The 15,380-nt window shown below is 73.7% G+C and carries 18 protein-coding genes; 12 read left to right on the forward strand and 6 right to left on the reverse strand.

The genetic code is table 11. From position 1 onward, the window contains the following. Positions 1-688 (forward strand): thermonuclease family protein (locus tag DT057_RS29780; RefSeq protein WP_477458518.1); only part of this gene is annotated, 688 nt, incomplete at its 5' end. A 43-nt stretch (positions 689-731) separates the two neighbouring features. Here DT057_RS29780 and DT057_RS29785 read toward each other — a convergent pair. Further along, complete coding sequence (locus tag DT057_RS29785; RefSeq protein WP_128565681.1) at positions 732-3,566, reverse strand: phosphoenolpyruvate carboxylase; 2,835 nt, start codon at positions 3,564-3,566, stop codon at positions 732-734. A gap of 285 nt (positions 3,567-3,851) precedes the next feature. On the opposite strand from DT057_RS29785, the gene DT057_RS29790 reads away from it, so the two are divergent. From DT057_RS29790 to DT057_RS29805, 4 genes are all read left to right on the forward strand, one after another. Next, positions 3,852-4,064, forward strand: a complete 213-nt coding sequence (locus tag DT057_RS29790) for a hypothetical protein (RefSeq protein WP_128565682.1) — start codon at positions 3,852-3,854, stop codon at positions 4,062-4,064. A 213-nt stretch (positions 4,065-4,277) separates the two neighbouring features. After that, positions 4,278-4,610: a hypothetical protein gene (locus tag DT057_RS29795; protein WP_128565683.1), complete on the forward strand. Its 333-nt coding sequence runs from the start codon at positions 4,278-4,280 to the stop codon at positions 4,608-4,610. Continuing rightward, positions 4,607-5,203 carry a hypothetical protein gene (locus DT057_RS29800; RefSeq protein WP_238313986.1) on the forward strand — a complete coding sequence of 199 codons (597 nt, stop codon included), beginning with the start codon at positions 4,607-4,609 and terminating at the stop codon, positions 5,201-5,203. Before DT057_RS29795 ends, DT057_RS29800 begins: the two co-directional genes overlap by 4 nt. A gap of 73 nt (positions 5,204-5,276) precedes the next feature. Continuing rightward, positions 5,277-5,537 carry a hypothetical protein gene (locus DT057_RS29805; protein ID WP_128565684.1) on the forward strand — a complete coding sequence of 87 codons (261 nt, stop codon included), beginning with the start codon at positions 5,277-5,279 and terminating at the stop codon, positions 5,535-5,537. A 235-nt stretch (positions 5,538-5,772) separates the two neighbouring features. Here DT057_RS29805 and DT057_RS29810 read toward each other — a convergent pair whose 3' ends face one another. Continuing rightward, the gene (locus DT057_RS29810) at positions 5,773-6,048 is read right to left on the reverse strand and encodes a hypothetical protein (RefSeq protein ID WP_128565685.1); all 276 of its coding nucleotides are present in this window, start codon (positions 6,046-6,048) and stop codon (positions 5,773-5,775) included. 6 nt (positions 6,049-6,054) lie between these two features. Then, positions 6,055-6,309 (reverse strand): hypothetical protein, encoded by a 255-nt coding sequence (locus tag DT057_RS29815; protein WP_128565686.1) that lies wholly within the window; start codon positions 6,307-6,309, stop codon positions 6,055-6,057. Positions 6,310-6,799: 490 nt separating this feature from the next. On the opposite strand from DT057_RS29815, the gene DT057_RS29820 reads away from it, so the two are divergent. The 3 genes from DT057_RS29820 to DT057_RS29830 all read left to right on the forward strand — a co-directional run bounded on the left by DT057_RS29820 (position 6,800) and on the right by DT057_RS29830 (position 9,366). Next, positions 6,800-7,543 carry a Crp/Fnr family transcriptional regulator gene (locus tag DT057_RS29820; protein WP_128565687.1) on the forward strand — a complete coding sequence of 248 codons (744 nt, stop codon included), beginning with the start codon at positions 6,800-6,802 and terminating at the stop codon, positions 7,541-7,543. Then, on the forward strand, positions 7,533-8,561 hold the full coding sequence (locus DT057_RS29825; protein ID WP_128565688.1) for a PAS domain-containing protein: 1,029 nt from the start codon (positions 7,533-7,535) through the stop codon (positions 8,559-8,561). The genes DT057_RS29820 and DT057_RS29825 overlap by 11 nt, the downstream gene beginning before the upstream one ends. Before the next feature lie 256 nt (positions 8,562-8,817). Further along, positions 8,818-9,366 carry a ComEA family DNA-binding protein gene (locus DT057_RS29830; RefSeq protein ID WP_128565689.1) on the forward strand — a complete coding sequence of 183 codons (549 nt, stop codon included), beginning with the start codon at positions 8,818-8,820 and terminating at the stop codon, positions 9,364-9,366. 54 nt (positions 9,367-9,420) lie between these two features. On the opposite strand, the gene DT057_RS29835 is transcribed toward DT057_RS29830, so the two are convergent. Together DT057_RS29835 and DT057_RS29840 are read right to left on the reverse strand one after the other, a co-directional pair. Further along, positions 9,421-10,383 carry a CobW family GTP-binding protein gene (locus DT057_RS29835; RefSeq protein ID WP_128565690.1) on the reverse strand — a complete coding sequence of 321 codons (963 nt, stop codon included), beginning with the start codon at positions 10,381-10,383 and terminating at the stop codon, positions 9,421-9,423. A 70-nt stretch (positions 10,384-10,453) separates the two neighbouring features. Continuing rightward, on the reverse strand, positions 10,454-11,251 hold the full coding sequence (locus tag DT057_RS29840) for a creatininase family protein (protein WP_128565691.1): 798 nt from the start codon (positions 11,249-11,251) through the stop codon (positions 10,454-10,456). Positions 11,252-11,467: 216 nt separating this feature from the next. Between DT057_RS29840 and DT057_RS29845 the strand changes: the two genes are divergently transcribed. From DT057_RS29845 to DT057_RS29855, 3 genes are all read left to right on the forward strand, one after another. After that, positions 11,468-12,022 (forward strand): MarR family winged helix-turn-helix transcriptional regulator, encoded by a 555-nt coding sequence (locus tag DT057_RS29845; RefSeq protein ID WP_128565692.1) that lies wholly within the window; start codon positions 11,468-11,470, stop codon positions 12,020-12,022. A 283-nt stretch (positions 12,023-12,305) separates the two neighbouring features. Beyond that, on the forward strand, positions 12,306-13,391 hold the full coding sequence (locus DT057_RS29850; RefSeq protein WP_128565693.1) for a hypothetical protein: 1,086 nt from the start codon (positions 12,306-12,308) through the stop codon (positions 13,389-13,391). Between the two features lie 86 nt (positions 13,392-13,477). Beyond that, positions 13,478-14,161, forward strand: coding sequence for an SDR family NAD(P)-dependent oxidoreductase (locus tag DT057_RS29855; protein ID WP_128565694.1), 684 nt, complete (start codon positions 13,478-13,480; stop codon positions 14,159-14,161). A 30-nt stretch (positions 14,162-14,191) separates the two neighbouring features. Here the strand turns inward: DT057_RS29855 and DT057_RS29860 are convergent, their stop codons facing one another. Beyond that, a complete protein-coding gene (locus tag DT057_RS29860; RefSeq protein WP_128565695.1) occupies positions 14,192-14,815 on the reverse strand; it encodes a TetR/AcrR family transcriptional regulator in 624 nt (207 codons plus the stop codon). Positions 14,816-14,947: 132 nt separating this feature from the next. Between DT057_RS29860 and DT057_RS29865 the strand changes: the two genes are divergently transcribed. Continuing rightward, the coding region (locus DT057_RS29865; protein ID WP_203236416.1) for a PspA/IM30 family protein at positions 14,948-15,380 on the forward strand (433 nt) is incomplete at its 3' end.

Raw genomic sequence — 15,380 nt, forward strand, 5'->3', positions numbered from 1 at the left:
GGCGCCGGCCCCCCGGCCTGCGGACGGCCCCCGGCCCGCGGGGGAACCGCCGCCTTCGGAGGCACGGGCTTCCGAGGGGCTGCGGCCCGGGGTCGCGAGGCCCCGGCGCCTTCCGGGGCGCGCGAGCGGGCGCAAGCCCCTCTACGCGGCCCTCGGCGCGCTGGTGCTGGTCGGTGCCGGCTACCTCGCGCTCCGGGGCGACGAGCCCGCGCCCGAGGCGGGGCCGTCCGCGGTGACGGCCTCCCCGGGCCGGCGCAAGACGGCCGACGCCCGGCCCGGGGAGGCGAAGCCCGGCGAGGTCAGGCCGAGCGACGCCGCCGCGGCCAAGCGCGAGCCCGTCGAGACCGGGACCCTGACGCCGGATGCGCCGGCGACGCTCGCGGGCGTGGCCGAGGTGGTCGACACCGCGACGCTCCGGCTCGGCAGCCGGACCCTGCGCCTGTTCGGCGTCGAGAGCGCGAAGGGCGCGCAGGCGGGCGACCTGTCGACCTACCTCGGCGGCCGTCCGGTCAACTGCCAGCCCGCTGCCACGCGGACCGCCTATCTCTGCGCGGTCGACGGCCACGACCTGTCGGAGGTCGTGCTCTACAACGGCGGCGGGCGGGCGACCCCCGAGGCGACGCCGGACCTGATCGAGGCCGAGCGCCACGCCCGCACCGAGAAGCTCGGCATCTGGGCCACGCGGTAGGCCCTGGTCGCCCCCGGCCGGCTCGCGCCGGCGGGGCGGCGCCCTAGCCGAACGCCCCGACCTCGTGCTGGATCATGCCGCTGATCTCGCGCACGAGCCCGAACAGCCGGCCGATCGGCGCGAAGACCGTGCGGTGCTCCGCCTCGTAGGTCCCGACGTCGCGCGGGCCGGCCGGCTCGCCGAAATTGAGGCCGAGCGTCGGGTCCGGCGTGATCGGGAAGATCTCGTCGAGGAGCTTGAGGCAGCCCTCGACGTCGAGGCGCAGGACGCGCTCGAGCAGCAGCTCGCGGGTGATGCCGCTCTGGGGCCGGAAGCCCGGGATGTGGACGGCCAGGAACCAGATCCGGTGGATCAGCGCGAGCCGCAGCGCGTGCAGCAGCGCGAGCCGCGGCGACATGCTGCCGAGGTCCCGCGCCACCGCGTGCAGCATCAGGTGATCGTGGGTGAGGCGCCCGAACAGGCGGCGCAGGTGCGGCGCGAGGCCGAGCCGGTCGAGGGCCGCCGCGATGGCGATGATCTCCTCGCGCCGGCCGTCCCGGGTCGCCCGCCGCGCCCGCTCCAGCCAGACCGAGGGGTCGAGCGTGTCGATGTAGGCGCGCAGGACGTCGAGGTCGCCGACGGCGGTCGCCTCCTGCACCAGCCGGAAGGCGCGGGCGAAGCGCTCCGAGCGCTCCCGCATCTCGCCGAACAGGTCGGGGGCGCGCCAGGCGGCGCGCCCGGTGCCGTGCAGGCTGTTGGCCAGGAAGCCGAGCTGCTGGAGGATCGCGTTGTTGGGGATCGCCCGCATCTGGCGCGGATGCGTGATGGCGGCGGGCCCGCCCGCATCCGACTGACGCGCCACCGGGCGCGAGCCCGTCCGGTCGATGAGGTTGGGGCCGAAGGTGCCGAGCAGCGCCGCGTAGCCCGGATCGTTCACCAGGCTCTCCATGTCCTGGCGCACGCCGGTGAAGAACTCGGTGGCGAAGTCGGACTCGGCGTAGATCGGGTCCGGCGCCGGCTGGAGCCGGCTGTAGACGTGCTCGGCAATGCGCGCGACCGTGGCCTCGGCGAGGGCTTTCGTGCCGAACATCAGGTAGCCGTCGCTGCCCTGGAAGCTCGATTCGAGGCAGACCCGGATGCCGGCCTCCCGGTTCTGGCGCCGCGCATGGTCGGGCGCCAGGTAGGCGAGGCGGTCGGCGAGGCTCGTCGGGTGGGCGCCCCGGCCGATCGACTCGCCGTGGGTGTCGAAGATCACGAGCTCGATGTCCGTCAGGTCGTTGGCGGCCATGAGCTCGGTGATGCGGAAGCGCAGGCGCTCGATCCAGAAGGTGGCGGCGAGCTGGCCGACGTAGCGCCCGGAATCCGAGTAGCCGAACTGCACGACCAGGCGCCCGATGCGCTTCAGGTAGGCCCGCCAGTGGGGCGAGCGCAGGGCGTCCTCGATCACGTGCACGCCCTGCTCGAGCGCCGAGGCGGTCTCGAACAGCGGCGTGATCTCGACCCGGTCGCCGATGCCGAAATGCTGGGCGAGCCAGAGCGCCGCGAGGAGCGTGTAGCCGGTCTCGGTCTCGGCGATCAGGAACCGGACCGGATGGGTGCCGTCCACGTGCTTCAGGATCTGCGCGATGGTCATCATCAGCCGGGCCGCCGAGGCGCGCTCGGCGGCGAGCGCGCCGAAATCCACCGGCACCGCCGCGACGGTGTCGAGGAGCCCGTTGATCGAGGCGAGGTGCGAGCGCCGCTGCGCCGGGTCGGTGGGGTCGCCGTCCTGATCCAGCGCCCGGCGCACCGCGTTGTGGACCTGGGTGGCGTTGAGCCGGAAATGCGGCAGCCCGTTCTGGAGGCCGTGGGCGGCGCAGCCCGCCCGCAGCACGCAGAGCGCCAGGCGCGCCTCGTCGTCGGCCGCCGCCGCCACCGCCTCGTCGAGGAGCCGCAGCAGGGGGCCCGCGTCGGTCTGGGCGCGCTCGCGCTCGATGATCAGCGCCAGGGCGAAGCGGTGCACGACGTCGAGGCTCGGCTGGTCGCCGAGCTTCGGGGCGACGGCGAGCTGGCGGCCCACCGCCGCCCGGGCCTCTCCGGCGAGGCGCCGCGCCGCGCCGCAGGCCGGGTCGTCGGGCAGCTGGTCCAGCACCCGGTCGAGCTGGGTGCACTTCGACTCGAGCCGGTAGCGCAGGGTGTCCCACCAGCCGATGTCGGTGCGCCCGTCCGTGTCGCAGCCGACCCAGGAGGCGAGCACCACGGGCCGCGGCACGAGCTCGCTCCAGCGCTCCGGCCAGCGCTCCCGGGCCGCCCGCAGGAGCCCGGCGTTGAAGGCGTCGAGCGCCGCGCGGCCGTGCTGCACGGCGTGCCGGGCCTGGTTGAACTCGTCGTTGAGGGTGATCACCGGATCGGCCCGGGCCGAGAGCCCCGCCGCCTCGGCGAGGAGCGGCCGGCGCGCCTCCGGGTCGGGCTCGGAGGCGGCCTCGGCGAGGAGGCGCGCCACGGCCTTGGGCATCCCGAAGGTCGGGTGGGCGGTGAACACCGCCGCGAAGCGCGTGCGCTCGAGCCGGGTCCGGACGGCGTCGAAATCCCCCTCCGGCCCGCCCACCGCCGCCGCGACCACCGCCTCGAGGCTCCCGCCGGATTCCCCCTCGCCGAGGCCCACATAGGCCCGCAGCCGCGCCGCCCGGGTCGCCAGGGCCTCCCCGCGCAGGCGGCGGAAGAGGTCGTGGAGGTCGGCCTCCCCGACCTCGCCGCGGTCGAAGCGGCGGCTGATCGCCAGGGCGACCGTCAGGACCGGGTTGCGGAACGGGTCCTCGCTCGCCTGCTGGCGCGCCTGCTCGATCAGGCCGAGCAGGTCCTGCTCCAGGCGCTCCGGGGATGCGGGCGGAGCGTCGTCGTGACCGTCGAGCCTGTCCATCGGGGTGATTCGTCCTGGATGTCGGAGGTCTGTCGGGGGAGAGGGCCGGGGCGGAGAGGCAAGGACCGTTCCGCCGCCCGCGCCCGCACGGCGCCCCAGCGACATCGGAAAGTCCACCGGCGCGCCCGGGTCCGGCCGGGCCGGGGGCGAGCGGCAAACCGTCGCGCCCGGTGAGGCAGCGCCGTCACACCGGGGCCGCGATCGCGCGGCGGGGCTGCCATGGCGGTGGTTACGGGCGCGTTAAGGCCCCATACCTCCCGCACCAGCTCACCGCGGAGACTCGTCATGGTGTCGATCGGAGCCGCACTGGATGCTGCCACGAGCATCTTCGGCAGCAGCCTGTTCGTCGGTCGGATGCGGGGCGGCGCGCCGGCCCCCGCGGCGGGCGAGGCGGGCCCCGCCCCGCAGCCGGAGGCCGCCTCGGACCCAGAGGACGTCGCCGCGCTCTTCCGGGCGATCGAGGCGGGCCTGCGGGACGCGGGCTACCTCACGGATTGAGGCCGCGCCCGGCCGGCCGACATGCGCGTCGGCGCCGGACAATGCACCGCACCTTGCGCCTGCCGGCGGGACATGCACTCAGCATTCCCCCTCGCCGCCCGGCGCGGTTCGCGGAGTTCCACGATGGTCGAGCAGGAAGAAGCGGGTCCGCGCCGGAACGCCGCGACGGCGCCGCGGCACCTTCGCGCCCGCTCGGCCCGGCCGTGAGCCGCGATGGAGACGGTCTTGATCCTGGCCGCCGCTGTGGCGGTCGTGCTCTCGGGGCTGGCGGTCGTGGTCACGCTCGCCCGGTCCCGCCGCCCGCCCTTGCGGCTGCCCCACGAGCAGGAACTGGAGGACAGGGGAGACGCCTTGTTTCGGGAGTGCGAGCCGGACATCGCCGGCGTCCTCGACCGCACCGCGCCGGTGCTGGAAGCCCGGACTCCCGCCGGCCCGGAGAGGCTCGCGCCGCCGGAGGCGGAGCCGCCGCACGGGCCGGGCACCCTCACGATCGACCACGAGCCGGGCGGGCCCCGGTCCCGGCGGACGGACGGAGAGGTCCGGTGACGGCCCTGGCGCGCGCGCTCGCGCTCTCCCTCGCCGTGGCCGCGGGCGCGGCGCCGGCCCGGAGCGCGCCGGTCGGCCCGGCGCCGGCCCGGAGCGCGCCCGACACCCCGCCCGTCGCCTGCGGGACGCAGGCCGCGGAGTACAGCGGCGGCGCGAAGGGGTTCCGCCTCTGGGTCACCCGCCGGGGCGCCATGACCTGGACCAACCCGCTCCGGCCGCTCTCCCCGGAGAGCCTGCAGGTGCTCCAGGTGGTGATCCGCGGCAAGGCCGCCACCGCCTACGGCCCCGACCTCTCCCGCCTGCAGCGGGGCGGCCCGCCCGCCGCCCTCGAGGCGCTCAACGGCACCGCGATCCGCTGGACCGACGCCGCGGACGGCCTGCCGCCCGTCCTGCGCATCGTGGACGACGAGGGCGCCAAGGTCCTGGCCGAGCTCGCGTTCCAGGCCTGCGGCGACGCCCCGAAGGTGGCCGAGGCCAAGCCCGCCCAGAAGCCGAGGACCGCCAAGGCGAAGCCCCGGCCGAGCCCGGACCCGCCGGCCGACGCGACCCGCACGCCCTCCGGCCTGACGCTGCCGCAGGGGGCGATTCCCTGACCCCGCGACCGCGCCCCGGGTGCGCCGCGCCGTCCCGGCGCGGCGCACCCGGGCCCACGGAGATCACCTCCCCATGTTCGGACCCTGGCTGCAACTGAGTCTCGACGCCGCCCGCCTCGGCATGGAGGCGCAGACCGTCATCGCGCTGCGGCTGGCGAAGCTGTCGCTCGGCGGGCCGGCGGCCCAGGTCGAGGCGCAGCGCATGGTGACCGAGAAGATGGTTGCGGCCGCCGAGGCCGCCGTGACGATCGCCACCGGCGGCACGGCCGCCCGGGTGGTGACGGATTACCGGCGGAAGGTTCGGGCGAATGCCCGCCGCCTCGGCCGCGGCTGAGGGGCGGGGCCGGGAGACCCTCTGCCGCCCTGCGGCCCGGGAGCATTCAGGCCCGGACCGCCGGACCCGTCGCGCGGAGGACGCCGCTCCGGGCGGGCGATCCGACCGGGTCCCCGGCCGGGGACCCGGGGCCCGCGGGGGGCGCCGCCGCGGGCTCGTGACGGCGCGGCTCGCGCGGCGGCGCCCTGCCGGACCGCCTCTTGGGCGGGGGGCCGGCTATGCGCGGGCCGCCTGCCTACTTGCGGGCCGACATCATGTCGTGGGTCAGCACCGTCAGCTTGCCGATCAGGCTCGTAATGTCGCCGTGGGTGCAGGACCATTGCGTGCCGATCGATCCCCCGTCGGAGGAGACCGACACGACCGCGACGGAGCGCAGCTTGCCCTCGCGGGCGAGGCGAAGCTGTTCCTGCAGCACGTCGATCATCGAGGCGGTGTTCTCGTCGGCGGGTGCCACGGGCACGGCCTGCGGGAAGGGGATCACGCGGTCTGGTTCGGCGAGAGGTTCGATCATGGCACTCTACGGACGCTGAAAGGGATCGCGGAAGGTGGCGGCCTCGTGGTCGAGGCGCCCGACGAGGGCGGAGAGGCTGGCGGCAAGGGTCGACGGCAGCGTCTCGGAGAGGCAGCCGTCGAAGACGGCGTGCAGCCCCGGCGAGAGCGCGGCGGCGAGACGCCCTGGGCTCGGCGCCGCATTCCGGGATCCGGCCTGCGGCGCGCCCGGAAGGGCCGGGGTCGCCGGGAACGGGTTGGTCGTCATCGATCGTGACGTCATTGCTGCCTCGGGGTCGCAAGTCGTCTTTCCGATTTCAACCCTGCCGATCCGCACACGGATCACAATCCCTTGCCTGTGGTCGAGCTTGCACTTCGGGACCCGTTGTTGTGACGCAGCAACACCTGCCGAAGCCCGCCCGCACTGCGCCGCGACGACATTCTCACCCGGATTCGTAAAGGGTGTTTCTACGCGCGCGATGGGCGCCGGGGCGCTCCGCCGGCCGCCGCGGGGAAGTGGCCGCGGGCGCGAAGGCGTGCGACACTGCCCGGCGCCCGGGCGGTTTCCCGGGCGCTCGATCCCGGCCCCGGCCGTCTCCGACAATCGGGCGCGGCACGTTGGGGGATCCACTGGCCGACGACGCCGGGATGACCCAGCGGTCGAGAGTCGTACCCGATCAAAACCGACAAAATTCCTGATCTTAACTTATGTTAGATCTATGTGTCCCCAAAATGTTCACATTGTTACGGGTAGCGTGGGGTCGCGTGGCACATTGGCCGAGTTCCTGATCCGCAAGCTCGAGCACTTCACGAGCTTGTCCCTGGAGGACAAGCAGGCGCTCGAACTTGCTGCCCGCCAACGCACCAAGCGCATCCGCTCCCGCGACGACATCATCCACGAGGGCGACGTGCCCCAGAGCATCAACCTGGTGCTCGACGGCTGGGCCTGCCGCTACAAGACCCTGGAGGACGGCCGGCGCCAGATCATCGCCTACCTGCTGCCCGGGGACCTCTGCGACCTCCACGTCTCGGTCCTGCGCGAGATGGACCACTCGATCGGCACCATCACGGCTGTCACGGTGGCGGAGATCTCCGGCGAGAGCATGCGGACCCTCACGGCCGGGCACGCGCGGCTGGCGCAGGCCCTGTGCTGGGAATCCCTCGTGGCCGCGGCGATCCAGCGGGAATGGACGGTCAATATCGGCCAGCGCACGGCCTTCGAGCGGCTCGGCCACCTCCTGTGCGAGCTGTTCGTGCGCCTGCGCTCCCTCGGCCTGACCAACGGCCCGACCTGCGAGCTGCCCCTGACCCAGGCCGAGATCGCCGACACGATCGGCCTCTCGGTGGTGCACGTGAACCGCACCCTGCAGGAGCTGCGCAGCGCCGGGCTGATCTCCCTGCGGGGACGGGAGCTGACCATCCACAAGCTCGAGGGGCTCCAGCGGGCCGTGCAGTTCAACGCGAACTACCTGCACCTGGACCGCGAGGGCCGTCACCTGGACGCCAATGAGCCGTAGGACGCGGGCGACCGGTCCGCCGCGGCCGGACGCGGCCGGCCTGGTCGACGGCGACGTGGCCGGAGCGGCGAATTTCCGCCTGCTGGTCGAGAACATCCCCCACCTCGTCTGGCAGGCCGACGGCGGCGGGAACTGGATCTGGGCCAGCCCGCAATGGGCCGCCTTCACGGGCCAGCGCGGACCCGCGAGCCGCGGCCTCGGCTGGCTCGACGTCGTCCATCCGGACGACCGCGCCCGCACCCTGACGGCGTGGCAGACCGCGGTGGGCGCCGGGCACCTGACGGTCGAGCACCGCCTGCAACGGGTGCCCTGCGGCGACGGCCGGGACGGGAGCTACCTCTGGTTCGAGACCCGCGCCATGCCCCTGCGCGACGCGGCCGGGCGGCCGGCGGGCTGGTTCGGCACCTCGACCGACGTCGACGCCCTCTACCGGCTGCGCGACGCCCAGGCCCGCCTCCTGTACGAGTTGCAGCGGCGGAGCCGGAACAACCTCGCGCTCGTCCGCGGCCTCGTCCGGCGCATCGCCGCGACCGCGACGACCGCCGACGACGTGATCGCCCACGTCGACGACCGGCTGGCGGCCCTGGCCCGGATCCAGGCGGCGGTGACCCGCGGCCCGGACGCGGGCGTCGCCCTCGAGGTGCTGATCCGGGAGGAGCTCTCCGCCAACACGGTTCCGGAGCCGGCGAGCCTCGACGGGCCGCCGGTGCGGCTGCCCGTCGAGATGGCCGAGAAGCTCGGCCTCGCGCTGCACGAGCTGGTCCTCGGGGCCATCCTGGACGGGGCGCTCCGCGGCGGGCGGCTGTCGGTGACCTGGGCGATCGAGCCGGCCGACACGCTGGTGCTGTCGTGGTGGGAGCGCGGGCCGGCGCAAGGCCGCGGGGGAACCGGGACCGGCCTGCAACGCGAGATGCTCGAGCGCATGCTCGCCTACGAGCTGAAGGCCAAGACCGTCATCTGGGAGAGCCCCGGCGAGCGCCGGGTCGTGATCTCGCTGCCGCTCCCGGACTGCCACTGACCGCTCCTTGGGTTAGGCGCCGGCGCCCCAAGCGTCGCTGTTTCACGTGGAAACACCGGGCACGACCGGGCGTGTCACTCCTCCTTCACCATGGGGCTGGACGACGCCGGCGCGGCCGCGACCCGGCCCGGCGTCGGGTTCCGGGTTCAAGTCCCTGAGGCAGAACGAAAGTCGTGGGTCCGCGAGGGCTGGCCCGCGGAGCGGTCGCGCGCTACTGGTTCGCGAGCGAAGCTTGCTCGGACGGATCTCGACCACGATGCTGACCGGTTCGGCCCTCACGCGCGCCCTCGTCATCGTGGTCCTGGCGGCAGGGCTCGCGGCCCTGTGGCAGGTCCTCATGCCGCGCCCGAGCGGACCGCACCTGTCCGAGCCCCCGAAGCGCGCCAAGCCCGAGGCGCCCGCACCCGCGCCGGCCGACGACGCCGCCCCGGTGCGCTCCGTCTATCCCGGCGGGCGACCGCCGGACGCCCCGCCGCCCCGACCACCATCGGCCCCGGCAGCGCCCCTTCCGAGCCCGGCCCCAACTCCTGCCCCGCAGGCGGCCCTGCCCGCGGAGCCGCCCGTCTTCGCGCCGCCGGCCCCGGGCGAGCCGTCCGCCGACCCGGCCGAGCGTGTCCCGCCCGGCGGCGTGGTCGACCTCAACACGGCGTCCCTCGGAGAGCTGAACGGCCTGCGCGGGGGCGGCATGATCGGCCGGGCGATCATCGCCGGCCGGCCCTACAATGCGCCGGGCGACCTCCTCTCCAAGCGCATCCTGAGCCGGGGGACCTACGAGCGCATCAAGGACCAGGTCACGGTGCGCTGAGACGTCCCGGCCCCGGAGGCCCGGGGGCGCCGGGCGCGGATCCCGGCGCCGGGGTCAGGCCCGGCAGGCCTCGAAGCCGCTGCGGATCCGCTCCGGGTCGAGGTTGCGGCCGATGAACACCACGCGCGACTCCCGCGGGTCGCCGGGCTTCCAGGCGTCCTGCAGGTCGCCGTCGAGGATCATGTGCACGCCCTGGAACACGAAGCGGCGCGGCTCGTCGGGGAACGAGACGATGCCCTTGCAGCGCAGGATGTCGGGGCCCTGCACCTGGGTGAGGTCCGAGATCCAGGGCATGAACTTGTTCGGGTCGACGGCGCCCGGCAGCCGCGCCGAGATCGACTGGATCTCGTCGGAATGGTGATGGTGGTGGCCCTCCTCGAGGAACTCGGGCTCGATCTCCAGGATGCGGTCGAGGTCGAAGGCCCGGCGGTCGAGCACCGTGTCGATCGGGATGGCGCAGTGCTCGGTCCGGTGGATCGTCGCGGCCGGGTTGATGGCGCGGATCTGGCGCTCCACCGCCTGGAGGCCGGCCTCGTCGACGAGGTCGGCCTTGTTGAGCAGGATCACGTCCGCGAAGGCGATCTGGTTCTTGGCCTCGGGCGCGTCCCGCAGGCGCTCGGACAGCCACTTGGCGTCCGCCACCGTCACCACGGCGTCGAGGCGGGCGGCGTCGCCGACGTCCTGGTCGACGAAGAAGGTCTGAGCCACCGGAGCCGGGTCGGCGAGCCCGGTGGTCTCGACGATGATCGCGTCGAACTTGCCCTTCCGCTTCATCAGCCCGTCCATGATGCGGATCAGGTCGCCCCGGACGGTGCAGCAGATGCAGCCGTTGTTCATCTCGAACACTTCCTCGTCGGCCCCGACCACGAGGTCGTTGTCGATGCCGATCTCGCCGAACTCGTTGACGATCACGGCGTAGCGCTTGCCGTGCGGCTCGGTGAGGATGCGGTTGAGGAGCGTCGTCTTGCCGGCGCCGAGGTAGCCGGTGAGCACGGTGACGGGGATCTTTTCGGACATGCGGGGGCTCTGGGCAGGACGGCGGAAGTGGGCTGCGGCCGCGCGGCGGGCAGGCGCGTGATATAGTGTGTCACTCCGCCGGGCGGGAGGGCGCGTCCGGCAGGGGATGGCGCGCGACGTCGCGCAGGAGCGCCGCGAAGGCCCGGGCGCCGTGCGCGAGGGCGGCGCGGCCGGCCTCGGCGCTGCCCAGGGTCGCGTCCCCGACCGCGCCGGCCGGGTTCAGGTCCTCTGCCATCCACGCCAGGGCGGCCGGGCGGCCGGCGCGCAGGTGCGTGTAGGTGCGCTCCATGGCGCGGGTCGCGGGCACGAAATCCCGCACCGCCCCGGCCCGCACGAGGTCGGGCCGCAGGGCCAGCATCAGGGCGGTCTCGATCCCGCCGCCGTGGATGCCGTGGCGCACCTCGTCCTCGGGAAACAGGCCGGGCGGGTAGCCGAAGCGGCTCCAGGCGGTGGTGACCGCGACCATCCCGTGCCGGGTCCGCATCTCCAGGGCGACGAGGTCGTCGAGGGCGCTGTTGCCCCCGTGCGCGGTGACGATCACCAGCCTGCTGCAGCCCGCCCGCGCGACCCCCGCGCCGATCTCGCCCCAGGCGCGCAGGGCCGTCTCGGCCGAGAGCGTCAGGGTGCCGGGAAAGCCCTGGTGCTCGGCCGAGAGGCCGACCTGCTGCACCGGCAGCAGCAGCACGTCGAGGTCGTCCGGCACCAGGGCGGCCACCTGGGCGAGGTAGCCCTCCGCGATGATCGCGTCGGTGCCGAGGGGCAGGTGCGGCCCGTGCTGCTCCACGGCGGCCACCGGCAGCACCGCGACGGCGCGGCCGAGGTTCCGGCATTCCTCCGTGGTCAGGTCGCGCCAGTGGCGGGCCGGCATGGCGTCGCTCTCCCTCTGCATCCGGACCCAGCATAGGCCGCGGCGGGACCGGCCGGAACCGCGCCGGCGTCATCGCGCCGTCACGGCCGGGCTGGCATGTGCCGGGGAGGGGCCCGCGCAGGCGGGCGCTGCCCTGTGGGGGGCGCCGCGCCGGCCTTGCACCGGCGCGGTGCGCGGGGCAGGGTTTTTCGCACACCGGCACAGAGGGCACCCGTCATGGCAGCGGGCGAGCAGGCACAGGCCGCGCAGGCGCCGCGCAAGGCGGCCAAGCGCCTCCGGCCGCCCGGCGCCAAGAGCGTCGCGTGGGCCCTGGTGCAGGCGGCCCGGCTGCACCGCGGCCGCGTCGGCGACCGCCTGGCCGGGCTCGACCTGTTCGCCGGCCAGGAGCAGGTGGTGCAGGCGCTCGCCGCCGCCGGCACCATGACGATGGGCGACCTCGCCGCGACGCTGCGGGTGCGCCCGCCCACCGCCTCGAAGACCATCACGCGGCTCGCGGCCCTCGGCCTGGTCGAGCGCCGCACGGAGGCCGGCGACGGCCGCATCGTGCGGGTGAGCCTGACGGCCGCCGGCCTCGCCAAGGCGGCCGCCATCGAGGGGATCGGGGAGGAGGTCGAGGCCGAGATGCTCGCCGGCCTCGACGGCAAGGACCGCCGCCGCCTGCGCAAGCTGCTGCGCCGGGCCGCCCGCAACCTCGCGGCCGCGGCCGGCCTCGACGCGCAGGACGCGGAGGCGGAGGACGATCTCGACGGGGATCACGGCGAGCCCGGGTGAGGCGAGCCGGCGCGGGCGTCCCGAGCGCGCCCGGAGCGCAGCGGTCGCGCCGTTCCCGACGTCATCCAGGGCGGCTCGCGCCCGGATGTCGCCGGCCGTCGTTCGGCATGCGTCCCCATCCCTGTCGACGACCACGAGAACAGAGCGCACCTCACCCTGCCGGCCCGGATCAGCGCAGTTTACGCTGTAATATTCCGCAAGGGAATGGTAGTCTGCGTGGCTCCGGCGGGCGCGGCCCGAACCCTAACCTGTCCCGCCGGCGCGAGTTCTTCGAAGGTGCGCCATGCTCAAGGCAGTCTCGGTCGCGGCGACATCGGTCTTCTGTCTTCTTCTCGGTGTGCGAGCGGTCCACGCGAATAACGACGATGTGGCGAAAAAAGAGTCCTTCGAGAAATTCAAAATCCTGTTCGACGCGACGAAATACTCGTGCGGAACGACTTCAAACAAGGATAGTCTGAGCCTCGAGACGGGCGTCGACATGAGCTTGACCCTCAAGAAAATACCGGGTGCCGAGGGCAGGGGCGACATCAGATACTACAAGGAGGAGATGGCCGGGCTCACGGCGGCATTCTCCAGATCGATGTCCGACAATGATTTGAAACTCAACGATTCCCAGCTCAAATGCATGCAGAAGTACCTCGATCAGCTCTACAGGTACTGGCTCGGAAAGGAGTACGCGCCGGCCAGTCCGGCGCCGATCGGGCCGGCCCGCAGGCGCGACGACAGGAAGACCGGGCCGACGGCGGCGGTGACGAGCGAGTCCGGATCCGGCCGCCGGCAGGCTCAGGGGCATGACGCCCTGCCCGAGGCCGGGCCCGGGTCGCCCCGCGGCATCGCGGCCGGCGGCAGACCCCTCGATCCACTTCCGATCGGACAGTTCGACTACGATGCCAGCATCAGGAAATCCGTCTATCGCCGGACCGGCATCAAGATCGGCGAGAAGCTGGGGCAGAGCGCCGAGGCGAGAGAGTATTATTACAGCACACCGATCACCTCCCAGCGCTTCATCAATTTCGAGTTCCTGCTTCAGCGCCAGTCGGGCGTCCATGTCGTTGCCCATGCCGACCGGGATCATTCCGTCGTCGGATTGACCATCTACACCGAGCAGGAAGACGAAGCGAAGGTCGGTGTGGTCAAGGATCTCTACACCCAGATGCTGAGGGATTGGGGCGACAACAATGCTCTCACTTTAGTCAGAAAGGATCAGAGAAACACATACAACTACGACGTGTTCGGCGAAACTTTCTCGAGAGCGTCGGAAATCAGGCGCAACGGCAGTTTCTCCTCGACCTACGCGTACGAGCAGAAATCCGTCTACCGCTTGTTTGATACCTACAGGGAGGCTGCCTATATCTTCCTGTCGCGATGAGGATCGGCGCCAGGTCCGGTCCGCATCAGTGCGGGCCCGTTCCGGCGCGGGGCGCGCCCGGCCGCCGTCGACGAGGAGACGCCGCCATGGCGAAGCAGAACCGGACCGCCCTCCTCGTCGGCGCCTCGCGGGGCCTCGGCCTCGGGCTCGCGCGGGTGTTCCTGGCCCGCGGCTGGGATGTCCTCGCGACGGCGCGGGGGCCGGCTCCCGCGCTCGAGGCCCTCGACCCCGCGCCGCGGGTGATGCGGGTCGACATCGACGACGACGCGGCGGTGGCGGACCTGCGCCGACGGCTCGCGGGCGAGCGCTTCGACGTGGTCTTCGTGGTCGCCGGGGTCGCGCACGACGCGCAGGTGCCGGTGCCGCTCGGCGACCGCGCCACCGCCCTCAAGGTCTACGAGACCAACGCCCTCAGCCCGGTCCGCTTCGCCGAGGCGTTCGCCCCGCAGGTCGCGGCGGGCGGCCTCGTCGTGCTGATGAGCTCGGTCCTCGGCAGCGTCGCGCTCAACGAGGGCGGCACCTGGGAGAGCTACCGGGCGAGCAAGGCGGCCCTCAACACGCTGGCGCGCAGCTTCGAGGCCCGCCACCGCGAGGCGCCCTTCGGCGTGCTGCTGATGCATCCGGGCTGGGTGCGCACCGAGATGGGCGGGCCCGAGGCCGACATCGACGTCGCCACCAGCACCGAGGGCATGGCGAGCGTGGTCGAGCGCCAGCTCGGCCGCCGGGGCTGCGCCTACCTCGACTACACGGGCGAGACGGTGCCGTGGTGAGGCGCTGACGCGCCGCCCGGGCGGCATGCCTCACGGGGCGAGCCCCCGGCCGAGGGCGCCCACCACCGTCTCGATCTGCCGGCGCAGCACCGGCTCGCTCAGCGCCATCAGCTTCTCGTCGAGGCCGAGGCTGACGATGCCGTGGGTGGCCGAGAACAGCGTGCGGGCGACGAGCGAGCGCTCGGCCTCCGGCAGGTCCGGGCGCAGCACCCGCAGCGGCGCCTCGATGTAGCGGAACAGGCGCACCTGCTCGCGCAGGTACCAGTCCGGCGGGGCCGTCGTCATCCGGTGCTGGAACAGCGCGCGCCAGCGCGCGGGGTGCTCGCCGGCGAAGCGCAGGTAGGCGACGGCGAGCCGCACGAGGTCCTCCACGGCGGCCTCCCGGTCGGCCCGGGAGGGCGCGCCCTCGCCCGGGCCCGGCGCCGTGCGGACGGCCGCGATGGTGCGGTCGAACAGGAGCAGCGTGCGCAGGTTCACCGTCAGGATCAGGGCGTCGAGGTCGGGGAACGCCGTGTAGATCGCGCCGAGCGCGCAGCCGACCTCGCGCGCGAGGTCGCGCGCCTTCAGGGCGGCGAGGCCCTCCCGGGCGATGGTGCGCTCGGCCGCGTCGGTCAGGGCGGCCCGCAGCTGCTCGCGCCGTTCCTCAGTGCTCATGCTCGGCCCCGCTCCGCCCGGGCCCGCCGACGCGGACCACGCTATGAACATCGTTCAAAAAACCTCTTGAACAACGTTCAGAGATGTGGGAGGGTGTCGCCGTGAACAACGTTCACGAACCAGGAGCCCTCCATGCTCAAGATCTTCTCCACCCTGGCGCGGGGCGCCGCCGCCCGGGCCGCCGAGGACCTGTTCGACCAGAACGCCCTCCTGATCCTCGAGCAGCAGATCCGGGACGCCGCCGCGGCCCTCGACGAGAGCCGCCGGGCGCTCGCCCGGGCGCTCGCCCAGGAGGGCGCCGACGCCCAGCGCCAGACGGCCCTCGACGCGCGCCTCGCGGATCTCGAGGAGCGGGCGGTCGCCGCCCTCGCGGGGGGTCGCGAGGACCTGGCCGCGGAGGCCGCCGAGGCCATCGCCGAGCTCGAGGCGGAGGCCGGCGCGCTGCGGGCCGGCCGGGAGGACTTCGCCCGGGAGGCGGCGGCGCTGCGCCGGGCGGTCCAGGCCGGCGGCCGCCAGTTCGCCGAGCTGGAGCGCGGGCGCCGGGTCGCCCAGGCCGCCGAGGCGG

The organism is Methylobacterium crusticola (assembly GCF_003574465.1).
Classification (GTDB): Bacteria; Pseudomonadota; Alphaproteobacteria; order Rhizobiales; family Beijerinckiaceae; genus Methylobacterium; species Methylobacterium crusticola.